21 protein-coding genes are annotated in these 23219 nt (G+C 44.4%); 15 read left to right on the top strand and 6 right to left on the bottom strand.

Translation table 11 applies throughout. The annotated features are described in order from the left end of the window. Positions 1-12 precede the first annotated feature (12 nt). Positions 13-1692, top strand: coding sequence for an ABC transporter ATP-binding protein (locus IKB69_RS01030; RefSeq protein WP_290945215.1), 1680 nt, complete (start codon positions 13-15; stop codon positions 1690-1692). After that, the gene (locus IKB69_RS01025; RefSeq protein WP_290945213.1) at positions 1682-2335 is read left to right on the top strand and encodes a metallophosphoesterase family protein; all 654 of its coding nucleotides are present in this window, start codon (positions 1682-1684) and stop codon (positions 2333-2335) included. The genes IKB69_RS01030 and IKB69_RS01025 overlap by 11 nt, the downstream gene beginning before the upstream one ends. Before the next feature lie 150 nt (positions 2336-2485). On the opposite strand, the gene IKB69_RS01020 is transcribed toward IKB69_RS01025, so the two are convergent. From IKB69_RS01020 to pseB, 4 genes are all read right to left on the bottom strand, one after another. Beyond that, the gene (locus IKB69_RS01020; protein WP_290945211.1) at positions 2486-2608 is read right to left on the bottom strand and encodes a hypothetical protein; all 123 of its coding nucleotides are present in this window, start codon (positions 2606-2608) and stop codon (positions 2486-2488) included. 130 nt (positions 2609-2738) lie between these two features. Continuing rightward, positions 2739-4211, bottom strand: a complete 1473-nt coding sequence (locus IKB69_RS01015) for an LTA synthase family protein (RefSeq protein ID WP_290945210.1) — start codon at positions 4209-4211, stop codon at positions 2739-2741. Positions 4212-4319: 108 nt separating this feature from the next. Beyond that, positions 4320-6779: a DNA gyrase subunit A gene (gyrA, locus tag IKB69_RS01010; protein ID WP_290945208.1), complete on the bottom strand. Its 2460-nt coding sequence runs from the start codon at positions 6777-6779 to the stop codon at positions 4320-4322. Between the two features lie 221 nt (positions 6780-7000). Continuing rightward, complete coding sequence (gene pseB / locus IKB69_RS01005) at positions 7001-7984, bottom strand: UDP-N-acetylglucosamine 4,6-dehydratase (inverting) (RefSeq protein WP_290945206.1); 984 nt, start codon at positions 7982-7984, stop codon at positions 7001-7003. Between the two features lie 133 nt (positions 7985-8117). Between pseB and IKB69_RS01000 the strand changes: the two genes are divergently transcribed. From IKB69_RS01000 to IKB69_RS00940, 13 genes are all read left to right on the top strand, one after another. Further along, entirely contained in the window at positions 8118-9398 is a 1281-nt protein-coding gene (locus IKB69_RS01000; protein WP_290945204.1) for a bifunctional 2-C-methyl-D-erythritol 4-phosphate cytidylyltransferase/2-C-methyl-D-erythritol 2,4-cyclodiphosphate synthase, read from the top strand. A gap of 9 nt (positions 9399-9407) precedes the next feature. Next, positions 9408-10292, top strand: coding sequence for a response regulator (locus tag IKB69_RS00995; protein WP_290945202.1), 885 nt, complete (start codon positions 9408-9410; stop codon positions 10290-10292). A gap of 13 nt (positions 10293-10305) precedes the next feature. Beyond that, positions 10306-11676, top strand: a complete 1371-nt coding sequence (locus tag IKB69_RS00990; protein ID WP_290945200.1) for a sulfate adenylyltransferase — start codon at positions 10306-10308, stop codon at positions 11674-11676. A gap of 14 nt (positions 11677-11690) precedes the next feature. Beyond that, positions 11691-13097: an exo-alpha-sialidase gene (locus tag IKB69_RS00985; RefSeq protein WP_290945198.1), complete on the top strand. Its 1407-nt coding sequence runs from the start codon at positions 11691-11693 to the stop codon at positions 13095-13097. After that, on the top strand, positions 13030-13626 hold the full coding sequence (locus IKB69_RS00980) for a hypothetical protein (RefSeq protein ID WP_290945196.1): 597 nt from the start codon (positions 13030-13032) through the stop codon (positions 13624-13626). The genes IKB69_RS00985 and IKB69_RS00980 overlap by 68 nt, the downstream gene beginning before the upstream one ends. After that, positions 13619-14248: a hypothetical protein gene (locus IKB69_RS00975; protein WP_290945195.1), complete on the top strand. Its 630-nt coding sequence runs from the start codon at positions 13619-13621 to the stop codon at positions 14246-14248. Before IKB69_RS00980 ends, IKB69_RS00975 begins: the two co-directional genes overlap by 8 nt. A gap of 499 nt (positions 14249-14747) precedes the next feature. Next, positions 14748-15878, top strand: coding sequence for a hydrogenase small subunit (locus IKB69_RS00970; protein ID WP_290945240.1), 1131 nt, complete (start codon positions 14748-14750; stop codon positions 15876-15878). Positions 15879-15897: 19 nt separating this feature from the next. Continuing rightward, entirely contained in the window at positions 15898-17637 is a 1740-nt protein-coding gene (locus IKB69_RS00965; RefSeq protein ID WP_290945192.1) for a nickel-dependent hydrogenase large subunit, read from the top strand. Between the two features lie 9 nt (positions 17638-17646). Beyond that, positions 17647-18348: a Ni/Fe-hydrogenase, b-type cytochrome subunit gene (cybH, locus tag IKB69_RS00960; protein WP_290945190.1), complete on the top strand. Its 702-nt coding sequence runs from the start codon at positions 17647-17649 to the stop codon at positions 18346-18348. A 2-nt stretch (positions 18349-18350) separates the two neighbouring features. Continuing rightward, complete coding sequence (locus IKB69_RS00955; protein WP_290945188.1) at positions 18351-18890, top strand: HyaD/HybD family hydrogenase maturation endopeptidase; 540 nt, start codon at positions 18351-18353, stop codon at positions 18888-18890. 1 nt (position 18891) lies between these two features. Continuing rightward, entirely contained in the window at positions 18892-20676 is a 1785-nt protein-coding gene (locus IKB69_RS00950) for a hypothetical protein (protein ID WP_290945186.1), read from the top strand. An 8-nt stretch (positions 20677-20684) separates the two neighbouring features. Then, positions 20685-21038: an aspartate 1-decarboxylase gene (gene panD, locus IKB69_RS00945; RefSeq protein ID WP_290945184.1), complete on the top strand. Its 354-nt coding sequence runs from the start codon at positions 20685-20687 to the stop codon at positions 21036-21038. A gap of 8 nt (positions 21039-21046) precedes the next feature. Next, entirely contained in the window at positions 21047-21352 is a 306-nt protein-coding gene (locus IKB69_RS00940) for a YbaB/EbfC family nucleoid-associated protein (RefSeq protein ID WP_290945182.1), read from the top strand. 9 nt (positions 21353-21361) lie between these two features. Here IKB69_RS00940 and thrB read toward each other — a convergent pair whose 3' ends face one another. Next, positions 21362-22264, bottom strand: a complete 903-nt coding sequence (gene thrB / locus IKB69_RS00935; RefSeq protein WP_290945180.1) for a homoserine kinase — start codon at positions 22262-22264, stop codon at positions 21362-21364. Between the two features lie 36 nt (positions 22265-22300). Next, positions 22301-23206, bottom strand: coding sequence for a DMT family transporter (locus IKB69_RS00930; protein WP_290945177.1), 906 nt, complete (start codon positions 23204-23206; stop codon positions 22301-22303). Positions 23207-23219 lie beyond the last annotated feature (13 nt).

The raw sequence follows: 23219 nt of genomic DNA, 5'->3' as shown, positions 1-23219 counted from the left end.
CAAAGGTGTGCAATGACAAGTTTCTATAAACGCTTTTATCCCTACATTAAAGACTATTACTTGTTCTTTTTCTGTGCAATTTGTGCAAGCGCGCTTAATGCTGGCTGCACAGCGTATGCTACCTATCTTGTAAAGCCTGTGCTAGATAAAATCTTCACCGAAAAAGATGCGGCTATGCTACTACTTTTGCCAGCGTTATTTGTAGCGGCGTATTTTGGCAAAAGTGTGGGTGCATATGCGCAAAACTTCTTTGTCAATTATATTGGGTTAGATATTGTGCGAAAAATCCGCGAAGATCTCCTAGCCCATATGCTGCGGCTGGATTTAGAGTTTTTCAACAAAATGCGCAAGGGCGAGCTAATCGCGCGCATTACCAATGATATAGGGCTAGTACGCGCTGCTGTGTCAAACTATTTCGCTGATTTTGTGCGCGAGAGTTTCACGATTATCGGGCTACTTTGTGTGGTAATCTATCAAAATCCGCGCCTTGCCTTTTACTCGCTTGTAGTGCTACCACTTGCTGTGCTACCCATTCTAATCATTATCCGCCATTTAAAACGCATTTCACGCAAAACACAGGAGAAAAACAGCGACATCACCTCTAAAATCGCTGAAGTTTTTAATAATGCTGAAATCATCAAGGCAAACAATGGTGAGAAAATCGAGCTAGAGCATTACAAAAGAGAGAATCTGCACTTCTTCAAGCTTGGCATTAAAGCCACGCTTATAGGCGGACTTAATGGTCCTATTATGGAGACCTTGGGGGCTATTGCCATTGGGGTGGTGATTTTTGTGGGGGGGAGTGAGGTTATTGCTGGAAATATGACTACTGGAGAATTTGGCTCTTTTACCACGGCACTTTTTATGCTCTACACACCCATTAAACGCGTGATAGGCATTATCACAAGCTTTCAAGATGCGCTTGTAGGGGGCGAGAGAATCGGGCAGATTTTAGACCTGCGCCCAAATATCATCGATGGGGATAAAATCCTACAAGCTCCATTGCAAGAAATTACTATCAACAATGTGCATTTACACTATGACGAAGTCGCCGCGCTAAATGGTGTAAGCCTAGCAGTCAAGCGCGATGAGATCATTGCGCTTGTAGGCAGAAGCGGTAGTGGAAAAAGCTCGCTTGTCAATATGATTTTACGCCTTTATGATCCAAACTCTGGAGAGATTCGCATCAATGGCACAAATATCAAGCACTTCACGCAAAAAAGCCTGCGCGATCATATCGCTATCGTAACGCAGCGTATTTTTATCTTCCACGATAGCATTGCTACTAATGTGGCTTATGGACAAGAAGTCGATGAAGCGCGCGTAATAGAGAGCCTAAAAAAGGCGCAGCTATGGGAGTTTGTGCAAAGCTGTGAAAATGGGATTTACACAATGCTTGATGAGTTTGGCGCAAATCTTAGCGGTGGGCAAAGGCAGAGAATCGCTATTGCCCGCGCAATTTACCGTGATTGCGATGTAATTATCTTTGATGAAGCTACAAGCGCACTAGATATACACACAGAAGAAGCCATACGGGAGAGCATTGATACTATCAAAAAAGACAAGATCATCATCCTAATTGCGCACCGCCCAAGCACCATCTCCCTAGCTTCACGCGTGTATTGCCTAGAAAATGGCATTATTACTAACACCACAACTCCACAAGGATTCCTAACACACTATGAAGTATGATATAACACTTGATACCTTTGTCATCTCCGATACACACTTTGGGCATAAAGCTGTGATGAAAAAGGAGCCTATCCGCAAGCTCACGCTAAAATATAGTGGCTTTACGCGCTTTGATGAGCTACAAGTCTATCGCTGGAACAATGTCGTTGGTGCAAATGACAAAGTCCTGCATTTAGGGGATTTATACTTTGATACAGGTTATAAATATTTGCCACGCTTACACGGGGAGAAAATCCTTGTTGTAGGAAATAATGATATTGGCAAATTTAAGCGTGTAGAAAAAATGCGAGAGTGGCAAGTCTGCCATAAACTAAAGCTCCAAATCCCCAATGCCAAGCGTATCAAAGCGCGCCTTAGAGCAAAGTTTAGTAGTACCCAGCTTAAAGACCCTTATGCCAATGCCATTGTACTTGATCTTGACGGGGAGCGTGTGATGTTTAGCCACTTTCCCGTCTTCAACCGCAAGAAAGATGATAGATTCTGCCTAGCGCGCGATGTGCTTGATGAAGCCTATAAGCTTTGTGGCTGCTCGCTTAATATCCACGGGCACACACACACGAAAAAAACTTACAACCGCTTTTGTATCAATGCCTGTTGCGAAGAGCTGGAGTTTGCCCCTATACGCTTAAGAGAGCTTTTATAATGCTAAGGTCTAATTGTTCTAGCCACTTATGTCTCGTGTGTGGTGATAGGCGAGGTATATGGGTTTATCGCTCACTCTAAGGCACAATAACTTGCCAAAGATTTGAAGCTTGTGCAATATAAGCTTGGGCGTGGAGCGAGGCTAGAGATGCTAGAATCTAGTTTCACAAGTGGATTGCTCTTGAAGCGATAAATCGATGAGCTTCACCGACCCTGCAGTTATGCGTGCCATTGTGCCGATTCGCAAAGCCCAATTTACTAAAGAAACTACCACGCTCTGCGCCTTGCACCACTTCGCTTGTTATCTCATCCACAATCCTAGAACTCCAGCTCAGTAACTCCTAGAATCCTTGAAAATAAATCCAAGCGCAGGGTAAAATCAAGCCACACTAGAATCTAAAAGCCTAGTAGTGCGACTTTTTCGTGCTATCAAACTCCCAAAATCGCTCATACACGCGCGAAGGCTTGCTTAGCTCTGTGGCAAGGCTAGATTCCCCTAGCTGCTCAAGGAGCGTGCACCCATAGAGAGGGTTGCGCCCTAATCCAAAATCACGCGTAGGGATAGCAATAGAATCTAGCAGCAATGCTGTGATGTCAAAGTGGCTAAGTAGGCGAGCCTTAGTGAGATCTTGTGTGGATGGCTTAGTGAAAGCTGGGTTAATGAAGGCATTGTAGATACTTCTGCTTGTGCCATCTTGCACAAATCGCTGCTGCATTGTGAGATGATCACCTAGCAAGACCAAAGTCGTATCCTTTGCCAAAGGACTTTGCAAAAACCACTGCACAAAATCCCCCACAATCTTATCTGAGCAGTGCAGGGAGTTTGCATAGCTTGTAGGGAGATCGCAGTAAGCTTTATCCACAAAGCCGGGTGCGTGTGTATCGGCTGTTAGCACATAAAAGGCAAAGGGATTTTTGTCCTTTTTAGCGACATACTCTTGCAAATATTCTTTGACATAGCTAAAAAGCACAGAGTCTTTCACACCCCAATCATTACGATAATCCCCAAAGCCCTGCGCATAAGTCTCTATGGAGCTAAGATCATTCATAGGGATACTATGTGAGGCAAAAAACTCCCTAGACCCAGCGAAATCTGCATTCGCCCCACGGAAAAACGCCTGCTCATAGCCAAGCGCACTAAACACATCGCCCAAACAAGTAGCCGAGTGCAAGAAATAGCGTGCGACACTATCATTAAAGCCAGCATTAAATGGTAGCCAAGTTTGTGGGAAAGCGCAGTTGTAGGAGATTAGCCCTGCAATCGTCCAGCCTGTGCCTGTAGTTTGCTTAATGTAGCTAAAGCTTACTCCGCTTGAAGCTAGGGCATTTAGATTCTGCGTTAGCTCGGCAAATGGTGGAGAGATTTTCACAGCAAAATCTTTGGCATCACTGCTCCCAAAGGTCGCCTCCATAGACTCCATATAAATCACAAGCAAATTCCTAGGCTTCTCCACCATAGAGAAGCTCTGCTTGATAGATTCTATATCAGGGGCTTTGTAGTAGCTCTCATAAAAATTTGCATAGGTTTTATGCACCTTGTTGCTTGCGATAAACTCACTAATTTTTAGCTTTTTACCCACATAACTCCAGCCATACACACCAAGAAAGGCGATAAAAACATAGCGCGCGATCAAGGAGTGGCTACGCACGAGCTCTTTACTCCACAAAAAGAAGCGCGCACAGATCTCATAGCCCACCACAAAAAGCCTAGCTGTGCCACTAGGGTATGTAAGAGCTAGCGAGATAGCAAGACTAGGCAAGAGAGCAAGAGCTACAAAAGAGAAGATAAAATCTATATCAATACCATTTGGCGCAACAGGGAAGCACAAGTGGAAGATGATTTGCGTAATATCCACCTTGCCAAAGAATCTACGCACCCACAGCGTAGAGAAAAAAGGAAAAAATGTACAAAAGCTAAAGAGAAAAACCCCAGCGCGTGCTATAAACCTAAAGGCGTGGATAGTTGGAAGTGGATTCCCCCCGTTTTACTCTGCTTCACTCTCACTTATCTCCTCTTTGGGACAAGTTACTGCAAAAGCGACTTTCTCACTCCCTACATTGACGATTTTAACACCGCTTGTATTGCGTCCTGCTTCACGGATCGCATCGGTATCTACGCGTATCATCTTGCCCTTAGTCGTAAGCACCATTAAATCCATATTTTCATCATTGACATTGACAATGCTTACAAGATTGCCTGTTTTGTTTGTAAGCTTCATCACAATCACGCCTTTGCCGCCGCGCGATTGCAAGCGGTATTCTCCTGCAAGTGTCTGCTTGCCAATGCCCTGCTCACTCACGGTTAAAAGCTTGTCATTATCACTGCCTATGGTCGTAGCAGCGATCACGCAGTCATCTTGCTCTTTAAAGCGTATCCCTGTAACACCACGGCTCACCCTACCAATCTCGCGTATATCATTGACACTAAAGCGGATACACATACCCTTATGCGTGGCAATGAAAAGTTCTTTAATCTCTTGGGTGATGATTCTAGCACTCACTAGCTCATCATTTTCATCAAGGTTGATGGCGCGCACGCCCACAGATCGGATATTACTATACTCGCTTAAATTTGTGCGCTTGACAATGCCGTTTTTGGTGAAGAATACTAGAGATTTATCACTATTGAAGTCTTTTGTAGTGATTGTTGCCATAATCTTCTCATCTGGCTGAATATTGATGAGATTGACCACTGCCTTGCCAATAGCAGTTCGCCCTGCTTCTGGGATCTTATAGACTTTTAGCCAGTAAAGTTGCCCTTTGTTGGTGATAAATAGTATCGTATCGTGCGTGTTTGCGATGAAGAAAGATTCTATAAAGTCATCTGCGTGAGTATTGCCACTGATCTTGCCTTTCCCTCCTCGGTGCTGCTTTTCATAATTTTTTAGCAATACGCGCTTCACATAACCACGATGACTCATTGTAACAACCACTGGCTCATTAGGAATTAGATCTTCTATATCAATTGCATCATAGTCTTCTTCAATTTGTGTAAGTCTTGGGCTAGAGAATTTTTCTTTAATCTCTAGTAGTTCTTCTTTAATGATCGCTTTAAGTTTTTCTTCACTTTTTAGAATACTTGTTAGGTATTCTATCTGCTTTAGTAGCTCGGCGTATTCTTGCTCGATTTTATCGCGCTCTAACCCTGTGAGTCGCTGCAAGCGCATTTCCAAAATCGCTTTAGCCTGCAAACTACTTAGCCCAAACTTCTCCATAAGCCCATCGTGTGCTTCTTCGGTATTGGCGCTTGCTTTGATAAGAGCGATGACTTCATCGATATGATCAAGCGCGATTTTGAGCCCCTCTAGGATATGCGCCCTAGCCTTTGCCTTTTCTAGGTCAAAAATCGTGCGGCGGATAACGATTGTCTTTCTATGAGAGATAAAAATATTTAATAGCTCTAAAAGTGTGAAAATCTTTGGCTCTTTGTTGTTGATAGCAAGCAAGATAATCCCAAAGGTACTCTCCATAGTGGTGGATTTATAGAGATTGTTTAGCACGATCTCACTCATCGCATCTTTTTTAAGCTCAATAACTACGCGCATACCTTCCTTGTCGCTCTCATCACGCACTTCAGCAATCCCTTCTATAACCTTATCCCTAGCTAGCTCACTGATTTGCTCTACAAGCTTAGATTTATTGACTTGGTAGGGGATTTCATCGATGATAATGATATCTTTAGTCTTGGTTTTTTCTATGTGGGTTTTAGCGCGCACGCGGATTCTACCTCGCCCGGTGCGATACGCATCAACAATACCCTGCTTCCCATAGATGATCCCACCTGTAGGAAAGTCTGGTCCTTGCACAAAAGAAAGCAGCTCCTCTAACGATGCTTCTGGGCTATCAACCACATACACAAGCGCGTCAATAATCTCATCAAGTCTGTGTGGTGGGATACTTGTCGCCATACCCACGGCAATCCCACTTGAGCCATTGACAAGCAGATTAGGAATCCTGCTTGGCAAGACATCTGGCTCTTTTAAACTATCATCATAGTTTGAAACAAACTCCACCGTGTCTTTATCAATATCACGCAAAATCTCTTCACTAGCTGATGCCATACGCGCACCTGTGTAGCGCATAGCAGCGGCATTATCCCCATCGATTGAGCCAAAGTTCCCGTGTCCATCGACAAGAGGCAAGCGCATAGAAAAGTCTTGCGCCATACGCACAAGTGCATCATACACAGCTATATCGCCGTGGGGGTGGTATTTCCCTATGACATCACCCACGATACGCGCACTTTTTTTATGTTTGGCACGGGAGTTTGCACCTAAGTCGTTCATTGCATAGAGAATCCTTCTATGCACGGGCTTTAAGCCATCTTTAGCATCAGGGAGCGCGCGCCCTACAATCACGCTCATAGAGTAATTCAAATAGCTCTCTTTAATAGAGTCATCAATATGTATATCAACAACACTCACATCATCCAAAAGATGCTCCATACACACTCCTTACTATCCTTCAAAATCTCCGCATAAATTCTGGCAAAAATAAGTAGAGATTCTAACTAAAGTTTGCTTAAAGAAGTGCTTACAACTCCACCAAATCCTAATGCGATAGCCCAGCTTACAAGCATATCTTTTACTTTTAAGTACAAGAACTAGCTATAACCTAAAAATGTCTAGATTCTAGCCTTTGGCAAAGGTGAGCAGTAGCGCAAGCTTTAAATAATCGTGCTAATTTGCTTGCTATCTAGCCAAAGCGTATTAGTCGCACTAGAGTATTCAAAAGCTTCTTTTACTCGTACGCCTTTTTGTCCATTAGCACTCACGCTATAATCAATGGGCGTTTGAAAGACAATGCTAGGCTCAATCACATAAAAATCATCAAATTCATAGCAGTGCCTTGAGTCATCTTCTGGGATCATCACTTCGTGTAGCTTTTCACCCGGGCGGATTCCTATGAATTTCATAGGCAAGTGTGGAGCTAAGCAGCGCGCTAGATCAATGATTTTCATACTTGGGATTTTAGGCACGAAGATTTCTCCCCCGTGCATCCGCTCCAAACTCTTTAGCACAAACTCCACCCCAGAATCTAGCGTGATAAAAAAGCGTGTCATTCGCTCATCAGTGATTGGCAGCTCCTTTGCACCCTCTTCTATAAGCTTTTTGAAAAATGGTAGCACACTCCCCCTTGAGCCCAGCACATTCCCATAGCGCACGACACTAAATCGCGTTTGCTTGCTACCTTTGATATTATTTGCGCTAATAAAAAGCTTATCTGAGCAGAGCTTGGTCGCACCATAGAGATTGATAGGATTAGCAGCCTTATCAGTAGAGAGTGCGATAATATGGGAGACATCATTAGTGAGAGCTGCTTGGATTACATTGCTAGCACCTTGAATGTTGGTTTTGATACATTCTATGGGGTTGTATTCTGCTATGGGAACATGCTTTAGTGCGGCTGCGTGGATACAAATATCCACCCCTGCCATAGCAGATTCTAGCCTAGTCTCATCGCGCACATCACCGATAAAGTAGCGCATACATTTATCATTAAAGCACTGGCCCATCTCATACTGCTTCAACTCATCGCGACTATAAATAATCACGCGTGCTGGCTTATACCGCTCTAGCACTTTAGCGACAAATCTCTTCCCAAAGCTCCCTGTCCCACCAGTGATGAGAATGCTCTTTCCATCTAGCATACATGCTCCTTGGCTTTCAGTATATGATTTTAAGCACTATTTATTCCATAATCGCGAAGCGTGTGTGCGCTTGATAAAAAAGTTTAAGCAAAAGTAAGTATAATTTTGTAACATTCCTAAACAAAGGCTTGCGGTGTATAGAAACAAAACGACCCAATCGCTTCCGCCTATCAAGCAAGGATCAAGCGTGTCTTGTGGGGATTCTACGCATTTAGCACAGGGGGAGTCTATCTCGCTTATCCTTATGGCAGCAGGCAGTTCAAGTCGCTTCACCCAAACAACCCCCAAAACACACGCGATCAAAAAGCAGTGGCTACGCGTGGGAGAAAAGCCCCTATGGTTACTTGTAGCCGATACACTAAGCGCAATCTATCCATTTGCACAAATCTATATCACTGCAAGCGAGCAAGAAGCTCCCTATATGCAAAAGTTCTGCTCCTATACCATTGTAGTTGGTGGGGATTCTCGGCAAGAATCGTTACAAAATGCCATGCAATGTGTTAATAGCGAGTGGGTGCTTGTAAGCGATGTAGCGCGCGCGGGAGTGGTGGCAGTGGGGCGAAATATCATTACCGCACTTATTGCTACAGGACTAGATTCTAGCCTAGAATCTAGGGTGGATTGTGTCGCACCGATTTTGGAGGTGCCTGATACAAGCATTTATGATGGCACATATGTTGATAGAAGCAAGCTCTCTAGAATCCAAACCCCCCAGCTCTCGCGCACAAGCACACTACGCAGCGCACTAGAATCTAAGCAAGGTACAGATGAGAGCTCAATCATTAAGGCAAATGGCGGAGTAGTGCGCTATATACAAGGGGATAGAGCATTAGAGAAGATAACTTTAGCAAGTGATTTGCTCGCATTAGAGCAAGTACTTATGCAAGAAGTACCAAGCTGGACACGCGCCACCTATGTAGGCAATGGACTTGATGTACATAGCTTTGAAGTAGGCAAGGTGATGAAGCTAGGTGGCGTGGTAATAGAGAGTGAGCTAGGCTTCAAAGCCCATAGCGATGGTGATGTCGCACTGCATAGCTTGATTGATGCGATTTTAGGTGCTATGGGAGCTGGAGATATTGGCGAGTGGTTTCCAGATTCTAGCAGTACATGGGCTGGGGCAGATTCTGCAAAGCTACTAGAGATTGTGTGGGACTTTGCCAAAAGTGTAGGCTATGAGCTTTATAATATTGATCTAACCATTATCGCACAAACCCCACGCCTTAGCACATACAAGCAACCTATGCGCGCTAGGATCGCGGAGATTTTAGGCGTGCCACTCTCTGCTATCAATATCAAAGCCACCACGACAGAGTATCTAGGCTTTATAGGGAGAGCGGAGGGAGTGTGTGTGATGAGCAGTGTTTGCCTTAGGCTTGTTTCTTTTACAGAAGTGGCGCAGATGTGTCGATAAAGGAATGCGATGAAATTACTAATTTTAGAAAATGAAGTCTATCTTGCCCAAAGCATCGCGGGCAAGCTTAGTGATGCCGGCTATGAATGCACCATTAGCCAAAGTATCCCAAAAGAGCGCGTATCCTACCACGCAATTTTGATCTCATCAAATATCTACAACCAAAACTGCGAGTTTTTCATTAAGCAGCATAGTGATTCTATCATCATTATGATGATCTCATATATCAGCGATGACACCGTAAGCAAACCTCTGCTAGCTGGAGCTAGAGACTATGTACTAAAGCCCTTTATGATCGATGAGCTTGTGCGCAAAATACGCCATTACAATGAGTTTGCAGAAACAAAGCGCGTGCTGGATTTTTATAATGCCTACTTTGACTTCATACAAAAAGAGCTCAACACCCCAAGTCTCTTACAGTATAATCCTCCATTTATCATTAAGAGCACCTCCCAGCGTAGTGCGGATATTTATGCGATGAAATACGCTAAGGAGAAAAATATCTTGTTTGAATTTATTACGCTAAAAGACAAAGACTACAAAAATATCTTCAAAAACACCCCCCAAAAGCAGAAAATCTACTACGCTACCAACCTTGAAGAGCTAAAAAAACAGGAGAGAAAGGAGTTTTTAGAGCTGGCACATAGGTATCCTATGATTATTTCCTTTATCTCTACAGATAAGGTGCAGTTCCAGCAAGTGATCGACATCTCACATATCCCAAACACGCAAGAGCTAGGCGGGGATATTATGTCTATACACGATTATGTCAAAACCATCATCGCCAAATTTGAGAGTCGCTACCCTGATATTGAGCTGGCAAAAAAGCTTGGTATGAGCAGAAAAAGCCTGTGGGAAAAGCGCAAGAAATACGGACTTTTACGCAAAAAATGAGAGAATTTAAGCAATGCAAAGACACAGCACAGATTCTAGCTCCACAAGCTTAGCACCCTTGCTTTCACCACAAGCTAGCACTGCTTCAAAGCAAGACACACTAGAATCTAAAAAACTAGATTCTAAGCATTGCAGTGAGACTTTGCAGGCTTCTGGGCAATTTCGAGGCGGGAGTTATCTAGATGGTAATGACTGCCCACAATTTGCCCAAATCGCATCAAATTGCTCACTCAAGGCTGAATCACCAACACCCAAGGCTCTCTACATCGACAAAGAAGCCCTAAGCTCCCTAGCCCTAGTCCAAGAAGGCTTACTAGCCCCAATCTCAAGCCTAGCTAATAGCAAAACCCTGCATTTAGACTCTTATCTCACGCCCTTTGTGCTAAACCCAGCGGGTAAAAGAAATCGCAAAGTGCTAGAATCCACCAAGCCAAATGATATGCTTGATATTGTCTTTGAGCGAAAAAAAGTGGGGCACTTAAGGGTTGAAGAAGTCTTCCCTATCGATCGCCAAGTGCGCACGATCCAGCTCACAGGACTGCAAGGTGGAGCAGAGTTTGATAGGATTTACTCTAGGCTTGGAGATCTTGCAGTGTGCGGGGAGTATCAAGTACATTTCCCAGATATTAAAGAAGCTAAAGCAAGCTTACAGGAGCAAATCACCGCACACAATGCCAAGCATATTACAGGACTCGTGCTTGATGGACAAATCTTCCATAAAGCACACGAAGCCCTAATCCGCGATGCACTATCAATGAGCGATTTGGTCGTACTATTTTTGCTAAAACCCTATCGCCACACCATTATCCACTATGATATGCAAAAGGAGTGTGTGGAGCTGGCTATGCACGAGTATCTTATGAGCGATAGGATATGCACCATCCCCCTTGATGACACCTATCTCTTCACAGGGACAAACAATGTTCTCCTACACGCAATGGTCGCTAGGAACTATGGCTGCACGCACTTCATCGTCTCTGACAACACCCCCAATCTCTCTGTATTTTATGAGCGCAATACTTTATATTCTGTGCTTGATGTGATAAGCGGGATTAGCACGAGCATTAAAGGCGGGTATGTGTATTGCGATGTATGCCAAATGCTTGTCAATCGCACCACCTGCCCACACGGCAAGCATCATCACATCAGCTACGATACAGAATCTATCTTAGAGTTTTTCAAGGCTGGACTACTACCTCCTAGTGTGCTTGTGCGCCCAAGTATCTCAGCAAAGCTTATTGCCCATCTCTTCCCCAATCGCTTCAGCAACCTCCAAAAGCTCCACTATGACCTTATGCCCCTTAATGATGGCGTGCTTGTGCCAAAGAGTGAAGAAGACTTCTACCTAAAGCTTATGCAGCTTTATGAAATCCATAGCAAGTAGCTTGTAATCCACCTATGATACCTAGCAATCGCGCAAAGCAGTGGGGTTTGGGCTTTATCATAGTCTTTATGCTAATAACGATGGCTTTTGCGTGGCTTAGGACAAATTCGCCAAGCTTGCGTGCGTTTATACTAGATTCTAGCCTAGAATCTAGTATAGGGATAGAATCTATGGCGTTAGACTCTAGTGTAAATCCTGCGCTAGAGCCTTGCTACTTCACTATCCCAAACCCAACGCCTAGCGCGCACGCAAGCACGATTGTTGCACTTGAGCGCACCGCCATACCCCAAAGCCTGCGCGACTCCTATGCTTTTATGGCTTTGTTTTTTGCTGGGAGTAGGGAAGGGGCGAGAGATGTAGGAATCTACCAAAGCTTTTTTGTAAAAGATTTGGCTTCGGATAAGCATTTCGCAGATTTAGCAAATTTTGGAGCAACCGCAGACCACAAGCCTAGCTCTGCCCCAAAATTTGCACGTGAAAAATCCTACTGCGAGCAACTTGAACTAGAATCCTCGTTTGAAAATGTGGATTCTAGGAGTGGAGCCCAAACTCTACACGAGCCAGCAAAGGATTCTAGGATTTGCGCAAACGCCCAAAATGTGTTTTCTACAAACGCGACTGGGTGGCAGGATTTTTGTGATAAAAATGGGGCTTTGCAAGGTGAGTCAAAGGCGCATACTTTGGCGTATGTAACCGCCGACTCGCCACAACAATCGCCATTTTTAGCCAAAAAGCCGACGCTAAAAACTAGTAAATGGAGTGCCCCTAGAGAAATCCTAACTCCAGCCCTCCTCTCCCACCTTAGCGGAAAGTTTATCGCCAAACTTGGTAACCCTGTAAGCTTTGTGGATTCTAGGGGAAGGGTGCATTTGTTTGTCGTGGGAGTAAGCCTTGGAGGCTGGGCGACTAGCAGGGTATATTGGCTTGAGTTTGATAAAACTTTAGAGCATTTGCACTTCAGGCAAGAGCTTACACTTAGCCCCTTTGCTAATCTCTCTTTCCTTGTGCGCTCATCTGCTCTGCTTTTAGAAGATGGTGGGTTTATCCTACCGCTTTACCACGAGCTAGCGCGCAAGTATCCACTGCTCCTACACTTTAACCCTAGCTTGAAGCTAGATTCTATCACTAAACCACTGCCCACCATCGGGGCGAAGACACACTCCAAACTCCAGCCAAGCTTTGCCCCATTAAACGCGACAACAGCCGTAGGCGTATATCGTAACTACACACCAAGTCCAATGCAAGTAAGCCTATGCGAGCTTACATCTTTGCCGCACCAGAGTATGCAATGTCAACCCCCAAAGCCTAGTAATCTTATCAACTACAATAGCTCTTCTATACTTTTTAGCACAAATGGCGTGGTGTTTCTACTACATAACGCCCCCCCCCCCAATCTCTTCACCTACCAAACTAGAATCTAATGCGCCAAATTCTAATGTATTAGATTCTAGTTTGCCCCACGCAAGAAAGCAACTCTGGCTCTTCGCACTAAATCCAGAGAGCCTAGGGCGCGCGCAAGTGGAGTTTGTGCCACTAGCCTTGCTTGATAGTATAGAATCTAGCGAAGTCTCCTACCCAAGTGTCGCGCTCTCTTTTGATCAAGTGCATATTGCCTACACCTACAAGCGCACACATATCAAAAGCCTAATCCTTAGCAAATCCGCCCTAGTGCTACAAGCGCAGCAAGTGCTTAATGCGCATAAAACACAAGCACGATCTAGCACACAAGAGCTAGAATCTAGTAGTAATACTCTTTTTTCATCACTGCAAGTATTAAAAAAAGGCAAAGCGGTCCATACAAATACGCAAAAAGTGGGTCGCCACGATTTTACCACCACAAAATCTCACAATGACAGAAGACTAGATTCTAATGCACTTACTTACAATGACAGCTCCTTTTCCGCCTTGCAAAGAAACGCTTACGATGCCAAAGAGGTGCGCAATGATTAGCCTCTGTCTATTGGCACTTTTGCTCGCATTTTTTGGCAAGCTACGCTATGGGGCAGTGCTAAGCGTGGTGATTGTAGCAGCGTGTAATGTGAAGATTCTAGGGTATAGCGCGTGTGAATATTATGTAGCCTGCTTTGATACACCTAGCGTACTTAGCCTAGCTCTTAGCGTATGCTACCTAGCTAGAATCTTGCTCAAGCGTTGCACAAAAGATCGCTACAAAGCTTTGCTAGAAGCGCGCATAATGCCACTTCCTACACTGATGCTATGGGGTGGCTTTGGGCTGTGGCTATACCTTGGAGTATTGGGCATAGGCTTGGTGGATATCTACCATATAGATTCTAGAGTGCAGATAACCATTATCGCAGGGTTTATCATCGCTTGTGGGCTATACTCAATGACCTTTGCCCTACTTGCTTGTGTAAGTTTAGCAGTGGGATCTCTAGCTGACTTTGGATTGTATGAGAGCGTGATTGATGTGGGGCTGTGGCTTGTATGCGTGGGATTAGGACTTTGGAGCGCGTACCAAAAGTGGGATAGCAAGCGACATTTACCACTGCGATATTTTCCCCCATACCTGCGTAATTTCTCAACATCCCACACACGCGATAGTAAAATATGAAAGACAATCACTATCGCCCAAGTGCATATGTCAAACCCTGTGTATAGCTTTAGAATCATTACTTTTTATACCAAAACAAACACATAGCTACTAAGTCTTGCTCTCATCTGGGCTATTGGTGAGGCTTCTAACGCTGGAGTTTTATAAAATCTGCATTGATGAAAATGAGATCACAAGAGATTTTCTTATCCAAGACAAGGACAACGCGTCAAAGCTCTCTTAAGTGGTATGGAGATCTGCAGGATGAAAAATCCGCATTGTGATAAGGTCGTAACTCTGGCTAAGTTTCTGCACTTAGTGCTGCCACATTTGGGACTTTACTATTAATGAGGGTGCAAACCCAAATTTTAGGGGTTTAAGTGATATTTTAGCACTTTATCCCTACAATCAACCATAGGAATCATAAGCTTACCAAGGAGAGAAAATGCAAAAAAACAAAAAAGTCGCGCCAAACCACATAGATTCTAGTTTGCTTCAAACAAAGACCACCAAAGCCCTTATGGCAGAAGTTTCTGCTAGGCTTGATGCCATAGAAAAGCTCCCCGCACACAACGGAGACAAAGAGCTTATAGCAGAGCTAGAAAGCAAGGGTATATCACGCCGTGATTTTATGAAATGGGCTGGAGCTATGACTGCTGCACTTTCCTTACCAGCGAGCTTCGCACCACTCACTGCTCGCGCTGCAGAGATTGCCAACCGCACGCCTGTGATCTGGCTACATATGGCAGAATGCACCGGCTGCAGTGAAAGCTTACTCCGCACAGAGGATCCAAGCGTGGATTCTATACTCTTTGATATGATCAACCTTGAATACCACGAAACCATTATGGCAGCTTCAGGCTACCAAGCCACCCAAAACCTAGAATCTGCTATCAAAAAGCATCACGGCAACTACATCTTAATGGTAGAGGGTGGGATACCAAAAGGTAGTAGTGAATACTTCCTAACCATTGGAGCAAATGGCACAACAGGTGCGCAAGAGTGTCGGCACGCCGCAGAAGGGGCTATGGCAATTTTTGCCATTGGGACTTGCTCAAGCTATGGCGGTGTGCAAGCTGCTGCACCAAACCCTACCAACGCCCAGCCACTTGACAAAATCATCTCAAAGCCTATCATCAAAGTCCCCGGTTGCCCACCTAGCGAGAAAAATATCGTAGGCAATGTGCTGTATTTTGCTATGTTTGGTAAAACACCTCCAACTGATGCTTTTGGGCGACCTACTTGGGCATATGGACACAGAATCCACGATTTATGCGAACGAAGAGGGCATTTTGATGCAGGCGAGTTTGTAGAAGCGTTTGGCGATAGCAACGCGGAGAAAGGCTACTGCCTATACAAAGTGGGTTGCAAAGGTCCCTATACTTTCAACAACTGCTCTAAATTGCGCTTCAACTCCCATACAAGCTGGCCCATACAAGCAGGGCATGGTTGCATTGGTTGCAGTGAGCCAAACTTTTGGGATACGATGAGTCCATTTGAGCGACCTTTAGGGAACACACCTTTCCACACCGCCTATAATGGCTATGGCGCGGATAAAACTGCTGATACAATCGGCACGGCGGTGCTTGCTGTAACGGCTGTGGGGATTGCCGCACACGCAGTCGTATCAAGTATGGTAAAAGCCAAATAGCACGGATTAAGGAGAGAAAATGACAAAGCGAATTATTGTAGATCCAATCACAAGAATCGAAGGGCACTTGCGTATAGAAGTCATTGTTGATGAGAACAACACCATTGTTGATGCGTTTTCTTCATCAACTCTATGGAGAGGGTTAGAAAAAATCATCGTAGGGCGCGACCCTAGGGATGCAGGCTTCATCGCGCAAAGAATCTGTGGCGTTTGCACATATAGCCACTATAAAGCCGGTATTGTCGCTGTTGAAGATGCCTTAGGTATTAAGCCCCCGCTCAATGCCCAAATGGTGCGCTCCCTTATGAATATCTCACTCTTTTTGCACGATCACATTGTGCATTTCTATACGCTACACGGGCTTGATTGGTGCGATATTACTAGCGCGCTCAAAGCCGACCCAGCAAAAGCAGCAAAAGAAGCCTATAAATACGCTAAAATCCCTTTATGCGCTGGGGAAAACGAGCTTCTAGCAGTGCAAAAGCGCGTAGGAGACTTCGTCCAGCAAGGCGCGCTAGGACCATTCCAAAACGCTTATTGGGGGCATAGGACATATCGTTTCTCCCCAGAACAAAATCTCATTGTCCTATCACACTATCTAAAACTGCTTGAAATACAAAGAGAAGTGGCAAAAATGATGGCGATCTTTGGCGCCAAGCAGCCCCACCCACAAAGCTTGACCGTAGGCGGAATAACTTCTGTTATGGATATTTTAGATCCATCAAGGCTTGGTGAGTGGAAGAGTAAGTTTGAAATGGTAGCGGACTTCGTGTATCGCGCATATTGGGCAGATCTTGTAATGGCAGCCCAAGTGTATGCTAGTGAGCCTTCAGTGGCGCAAACAGGCTGCGGAGTGAAAAACTTCCTATCACACGCTGAAATGCGAGTTAGTGAGAATGAATATTTATATAGCACAGGGATTGTAAAAAATGGCGATTTAAGCAAGCTTTATGATTTAGATGAGAATCTAATCGCTGAAGAGGTTACAAACTCTTGGTATAAGTATGAAAATACTGATAAAGTCGCGCTTCACCCCTATGATGGACAGACAACACCAGATTACACAGGCTTTGATGATGGAGTAAGCATAGGACCAGATGGCAAGGAAATCCCCACTAAAAACCTTAAACACGATGGCAAATACTCATGGATCAAATCTCCGCGCTATGATGGCGAGCCTATGGAGGTGGGACCTTTAGCGACTGTTGTAGTAGGGCTTGCAGCCAAAAATCCCTACATCACGCCAGTGGCGCAAGAATTTTTAAAGCAAACAGGCTTACCGGTAGAGGCACTCTTTACCACACTTGGTAGAACAGCGGCGAGATGTATTGAAGCGCGTGTGTTGTGTGATTATGGACTAAAAGCATTTGATACACTAGTGGAGAATCTAAAGGTTGATACGCGCACCTGCGCACCTTATAGCATCGACGAGAGCAAAGAATATAAGGGTCGCTATATCGGCAATGTACCTAGAGGTATGCTAAGCCACTGGGTGAGAATCAAAGGTGGCAAAGTAGAGAACTACCAAGCAGTCGTGCCATCTACCTGGAATGCCGGCCCAAGAGACTCTCAAGGCAAGAAAGGTCCCTATGAAATGAGTCTAATTGGCACAAAAGTCGCCGATATTACTAAGCCTTTAGAGATTATCCGCCATATACACTCTTTTGACCCCTGTATCGCGTGTGCAGTGCATATTATGGATACTAAAGGCGCGGAGCTTAGTCAATACAAAATAGCACCATCATTTGCTCGCATATAAGGAGAGATCATGAGAGGAGCAATAAATTCTGGCAAGAGAGATTTCCAAGCGCATACGGAGTTTTCTGGGCTGACTAGGATTTTTCACTGGTTGCGTGCTTTTTCTATTTTTGGGCTCATTGGCACTGGGTTTTATATCGCACTACCATTTTTGAGTCCTACACCAAGTGCTGAGCCCACACTTTTTACCCAAGCTTATATCCGTAGTATTCACTTGATTTTAGGCTTCATTCTCATTGCAATATCGATTTTCCGTGTGTATCTTTTCTTTTTTGATAAAGAAGGAAGCAAAGAGGAGCGGCGATCATTAAAGCAGTTTATCGATGTAAAAGTATGGATCGCTTCGATTAAAACCTACCTATTTGTTGGTAAGCACCCACATATAGAGGGTGCATATAATCCCCTGCAGTTTATCACTTACTTTACACTTGGTGTGCTGACATTACTTGTGTGCCTAACAGGTGTCGCACTCTATGGAAATGTTTATCATAGCGGGCTAGGTGCTGTGCTAGGTGCTAGCTTTAAATGGGTGGAAGTACTCTGCGGCGGACTAGCAAATGTCCGTGTGATTCATCATATTTTGACTTGGGCATTTGTGGTTTTTATCCCCGTGCATGTTTATCTTGTCGTGTGGAATTCTGTGAAGTACCCAAATGGTGGAGCAGATGCGATCATTAGTGGTGTGCGCTATCAAAACGATTTGAAAGTCTAAGTTTGCGTGTTTTGGTGCTGGGGATAGGCAATATCCTTTTTGGCGACGAGGGGATTGGCGTGCATTTATGCAACTACCTGAAAGTCAATTATACATTCACCTCATCAAGCCATAGCGTGGAGTTTGTCGATGGTGGCACACTCGCACAAGCCCTTATCCCCATGATTGTGGAGTATGATTCTGTGATTGTGCTTGATACCGTTAATGTCGAGGGTGCGCAAGTTGGCGATGTGTATAGCTTCCCATTTTCTGCAATCCCTGATGCTATCACTTGGGCTGGAAGTGCGCACGAAGTCGAAATGCTCCAAACACTAAGAATGATTGAGCTTCTTGGCGATCTCCCACCTTTACATATCATAGGTATCGTGCCAAAAATCATAGGCGAGGATACCACATTTAATCTATCACGCGAGCTTCTCGCGCACTTTGCGACTTTAGAGCAAGAGGTATTAAACCAGTTGCAAACCCTCGGCTTTGATAGCAAAAAGATAGATTCTACTCCTATCCAAACCATCGCCGACAACTCCTACAAAGGCTACTAGCTTGCTCGCCTTTATCTTTCATACAAGCAAGCCTATCTCCTATATCACGCCATTTGAAGCAATCTTAACACGCATAGCCAAAGCGTATAATCTTGCCTATGCCAAAGAATTTATCGAGACAAATCTGCCCTATCAATACGCCTTTATTCTAAAAAGCCCTGATACCAAAGATTATTCGCCCACAAAACAAAAATCCCCAAGATCGCTAGATTCTACCAGCCAGTGCGCTGACTCCAAGCCCAAGGATTTTGGCGAGCGTGTGTTAGAGTTTGCCAATGAGCTATCACGCGCCTTGCCTTTAAGTATGTATGTGGTCTTTGATCATATAGAGCCAGAGTATATGAGTAAGTCTTCCTTGCGCTTTTACCACAATGTGCGCAAATGCACTAAACCCCTGCCTATGGTAAGCGATACCCTAGCACTAATACAGAGCTTTGAGAAGCGAGATTCTAGCTTTACGCGCCTATGCAAGCAGTTTCTCTCCCATATATACGCGAAAGATTCTAGCCAAAGTCTAAAGCCAATCACTCCTAGCGCGCTGTTTTCCTGCTTGGATTCTCTAGCTCGCTCTCTCTCCACGCAGCCAATCATCGTTGCCACTACACGAGGGTGCTATGAGCTATCTACAAAGCCTCTAGAATCTAGCGTGCTAATGTTTTGGGAAATGGGAGCATTACAAAGCTTTATGCGTATAGATTCTGCCCAGCTATCCTGCCTTGCTAGTGTGGAAAAGCCTAGTATGAAACTCTGCCCCAAAAACATCTTCAGCGATGAACTTTTGGTAAGTGGTGTGGAGATTGAATGCCTGCTAGCTTTTGATCCTATGCTTATGTTGCTAGGCTCTTGTGCGCGCACTTGTGGGGTAGAGTATGTCTTTATCCGCAAGAGCAAGAAGTCTCCCCACTTGACATACACCTCTTTGTATGCTGCACCAAAGCTAGAGCGTGTTATTTATGGGCGTGATGGAATCTACCTACACGATCGCAAGAGCAAGCGCGATCTGCTTGGTATTATCGATATGCATTATCCGCGCCAAGATATAGCACAAGAACAAACCAAATCCCTAGAACCTAACACTCTAAAGCCCAAAACACAGCGTGAGCAAAATGCTAGCCTTATGCTTGTGTGCTATCTCTCTCTCTCTCATAATAGCGCGATATGGATTTATGATGGTATGAGCTATAAGCAAGCTTTACCTGTGTGCTTTGCTAGCAGTGAAGCTTTTATGCTAGAGACTCTAGCGCGTGAGTATAAGGGTGCAGATAGACTACTAGCAAACTATCAGGCACATTTTGGAACATTGAACGCACTAGAATCTAGCCTAGATTCTACCCCTAGAATCTCAAAAAACCTTACTGATATATTTGCCATTATTGCGCGAGTTCTTGGATTTTGTAAGAGTAGTGCAAGCGATGATTATGCTAAAGAAAGCTTGCTAAATTATGCCAAGCTATGCTTGCGCGATAAAGGTCCGCGCATTGACTATAAGCTTAAAAAAACTGCCCAAGGTGGCTTGGAGCTTGACTACCCTAGAATCTTACGCAGCTGTATGAGCTTTGCGCTTGCAGGCGTTGAGCGCGAGATGATAGCCTTTGGCGTGCTAGATTCTCTAGCGGAGTTTATAGGGAACTTCGTGCGCGATATGGCACAGAACTACGCCTTGGGACAAGTCTTTGTCTGTGGCGATATGCTTAGCCATAAAATATTTTTTGATAAGATTTTGCTCTATCTACCACGCGATATTGCGCTAATCCTGCCGCAAGATGGCTATATTGATACATTATAGGAGGATCTATGCACTTTGAAATGCTCTATGCCAAAATCCATCGCGCTCGTGTGAGTGATGCTAATATCAACTATGTCGGCTCTATCACCATTGATAAGCAGCTATGTAAGGCAGTGGGGTTGCTTGAAGGTATGAAAGTTGATGTAGTCAATGTCAATAATGGCGCAAGATTTAGCACTTATGTAATGCTAGGGGAGAGTGGTAGCGGAATGGTATGTATAAATGGTGCGGCTGCTAGGCTTGCTTGCGTAGGTGATGTGGTAATTATCATCGCTTATGCAAGTATGGAAGCAGATGAAGCCAAAGCCCATAAGCCAAAAATCGCCTTTGTCGATGAAAACAATCACTTATTACAACAATAGGAGCAAGAATGTTTGATATAAATCAGTTTCAATCCCTGTTAAACACGATGCAAGAGCAGATCAAAGAGCTAGAATCTAGCGCACAAGACTCTATTATCACAGCCAAAAGCGGAGGAGGGCTTGTGGGGGTTAGTATGAATGGTGCTGGAGAAGTGGTTGATATTAGTATTGATGATTCTTTGCTAGAGGATAAAGAATCACTGCAGATTCTACTTATCTCCGCTCTAAACGATGCCCATAAAAGTGTGGAGAGTAACAAACGCTCTCAAGCACTCAACCTACTTGGCGAGATCAATCCATTCAACAAAAGCTAGAATCTAGCCCTATATCTTCTCATCGCTAAAGATTAGCCCACCATTATCAAGCCGCATAGGGATCACACGAAAGTGCTGGAATCTATCTTGCAAGGCTTGGAGCAAGTGGCTCATATCGCTCTCTAAGCAGAGATTAAAAAAACTACTCCCGCTACCTGAAAGCGTGCTCATTAGCGCACCATTTTCTAGCGCGCACTTTTGCACGCTAAAAAGCACAGGATATTGGCGCATCCTACGCTCTTGGTGGAGCTTATCTCTACTAGCAAGCCTTAGTAAATCCCATCTTTCTTGCATAATCGCCGCGCTTAGAACACTTGTATGCGACATATTGTAGATGACATCATAGCTGGTGTATTTTTTAGGCAGACTTTGGCGAGAATACTTCGTAGAAATGGAGCGGTTGGGGATCACCATTACTGCACGCAAATATGCAGGCATAGTGTGCTTAATAGAAAATACCTTGCCAGAATCCGCTCTGCCCCCTAGCATAGAGATTGTAAAACCTCCAAAAGTCGCGGGTGCGATATTATCAGGGTGTGGCTCATACGCTAGAGCCTGCTCTATTATCCCTTGCTTATCGATGGGAACATTTGCGACCTTATAGGCTGCTGCAATCGCTCCTACAATCACCGCCGAACTAGAGCCCATACCTCTTGACACAGGGATTTTGTTATAAAACTCAAAGCGAAACTCCCCAGCACCACCTTGCAGCTGCTCTAAAGTCTTGCGAAAAATCTTTACAAACATATTATCCTCCAAAAACCGCTGCACCCCCTGCCCCTCTCCATAGATCTCTACGCTACTTTTACGCGCTTGAGTGATATGAAACTCATTGCGAAAATCTAAGCTAAGCCCAAGTACATCAAGCCCGGGTCCAAGGTTGGCACTTGTAGCTGGGACACTAAGAATCATACGACCGCCTTTGTTTTTGCCCTATTATAGCAAAGGCTATAATTTCCTAAACACCAAAATCAACCCCCCAAAGACAATCGCCCCAATACCAAGAAGCATTAGCGTGCTAGGGAAACCATCAAACACCACACCAATCAACACAGAAAACACCACATCAAGGTAGCTCACCCCTGCAACTACCCCTGCCTTTTTTGCTACGCCATAGCTTTTGGTAATGTGGATTTGATAAAGCACGCCAATAGCCCCCATAATGCCTATAAAAATCCACGATTTCGCACTTGGCATAACAAATGGCGCGATAAAAAAGTCCGCCCCGCTAGGTGCGTAAAACACCCCAATAAACATAGAGAAAAACGGCAGAATCGTCCCAATAGCAATAAATGAAAAAGCAATATACTCTGCGGGGTAGAAATTGCGCAGTCCGCGCACACTAATGAGTGCAAGTGCAGCGAAAAACCCACTGACAATACCAAGCAGGGCATTTTTGCTATCAACTTGTGCAAGGCTAGAATCAAAAGGCTGGAAGATGCAAAGCACCCCAGAAAATGCGATGAAAATCCCAAGCCAGCCCCTTAGTCCTATGTTTTCTTTGAAGAGAAAAAACGCAATAAGTGTAATAAAAATGGGGGAGATCTTTTGGAAAGCAAATGCCCCACCAAGTGAAATATGTGCAATATTATAAAAAAACAAATACAAAGAGATTGTCCCAGCTAATCCGCGAAAAAGTAACAAGAGAAAATGCCCACCATCTTTATGGACCTTAACTTTGCGCAAGAGATAAAACATAAAAAGTGTCCCAAGAGCATTGCGGAAAAACATAATCTCAATGCTAGGAAGTCCATCTTCGCTCAAAATCTTCGCACAAGCACCAATTAGGGCAAACTCTAAGCAGGCGAGCACCATAAAATACACGCCAAGATTGTGTTTGATTATCGTAAGCATAGAAAGCCTTTGC

The sequence above is a fragment of the Helicobacter sp. genome, from assembly GCF_017502485.1.
Lineage (GTDB): Bacteria > Campylobacterota > Campylobacteria > Campylobacterales > Helicobacteraceae > Helicobacter_B.
This window is presented reverse-complemented; position numbering and strand designations above follow the sequence as displayed.

What these genes read in the sequence shown, in the direction of transcription:
- IKB69_RS01030 (WP_290945215.1), top strand. Translation starts at nt 13, where the DNA reads ATGACAAGTTTCTATAAACGCTTTTATCCCTACATTAAAGACTATTAC.
- IKB69_RS01025 (WP_290945213.1), top strand. Translation starts at nt 1,682, where the DNA reads ATGAAGTATGATATAACACTTGATACCTTTGTCATCTCCGATACACAC.
- gyrA (WP_290945208.1), bottom strand. Translation starts at nt 6,779, where the DNA reads ATGGAGCATCTTTTGGATGATGTGAGTGTTGTTGATATACATATTGAT.
- pseB (WP_290945206.1), bottom strand. Translation starts at nt 7,984, where the DNA reads ATGCTAGATGGAAAGAGCATTCTCATCACTGGTGGGACAGGGAGCTTT.
- IKB69_RS00995 (WP_290945202.1), top strand. Translation starts at nt 9,408, where the DNA reads ATGAAATTACTAATTTTAGAAAATGAAGTCTATCTTGCCCAAAGCATC.
- IKB69_RS00990 (WP_290945200.1), top strand. Translation starts at nt 10,306, where the DNA reads ATGCAAAGACACAGCACAGATTCTAGCTCCACAAGCTTAGCACCCTTG.
- IKB69_RS00985 (WP_290945198.1), top strand. Translation starts at nt 11,691, where the DNA reads ATGATACCTAGCAATCGCGCAAAGCAGTGGGGTTTGGGCTTTATCATA.
- IKB69_RS00980 (WP_290945196.1), top strand. Translation starts at nt 13,030, where the DNA reads ATGGCGTGGTGTTTCTACTACATAACGCCCCCCCCCCCAATCTCTTCA.
- IKB69_RS00975 (WP_290945195.1), top strand. Translation starts at nt 13,619, where the DNA reads ATGATTAGCCTCTGTCTATTGGCACTTTTGCTCGCATTTTTTGGCAAG.
- IKB69_RS00970 (WP_290945240.1), top strand. Translation starts at nt 14,748, where the DNA reads ATGGCAGAAGTTTCTGCTAGGCTTGATGCCATAGAAAAGCTCCCCGCA.
- IKB69_RS00965 (WP_290945192.1), top strand. Translation starts at nt 15,898, where the DNA reads ATGACAAAGCGAATTATTGTAGATCCAATCACAAGAATCGAAGGGCAC.
- cybH (WP_290945190.1), top strand. Translation starts at nt 17,647, where the DNA reads ATGAGAGGAGCAATAAATTCTGGCAAGAGAGATTTCCAAGCGCATACG.
- panD (WP_290945184.1), top strand. Translation starts at nt 20,685, where the DNA reads ATGCACTTTGAAATGCTCTATGCCAAAATCCATCGCGCTCGTGTGAGT.
- IKB69_RS00940 (WP_290945182.1), top strand. Translation starts at nt 21,047, where the DNA reads ATGTTTGATATAAATCAGTTTCAATCCCTGTTAAACACGATGCAAGAG.
- thrB (WP_290945180.1), bottom strand. Translation starts at nt 22,264, where the DNA reads ATGATTCTTAGTGTCCCAGCTACAAGTGCCAACCTTGGACCCGGGCTT.
- IKB69_RS00930 (WP_290945177.1), bottom strand. Translation starts at nt 23,206, where the DNA reads ATGCTTACGATAATCAAACACAATCTTGGCGTGTATTTTATGGTGCTC.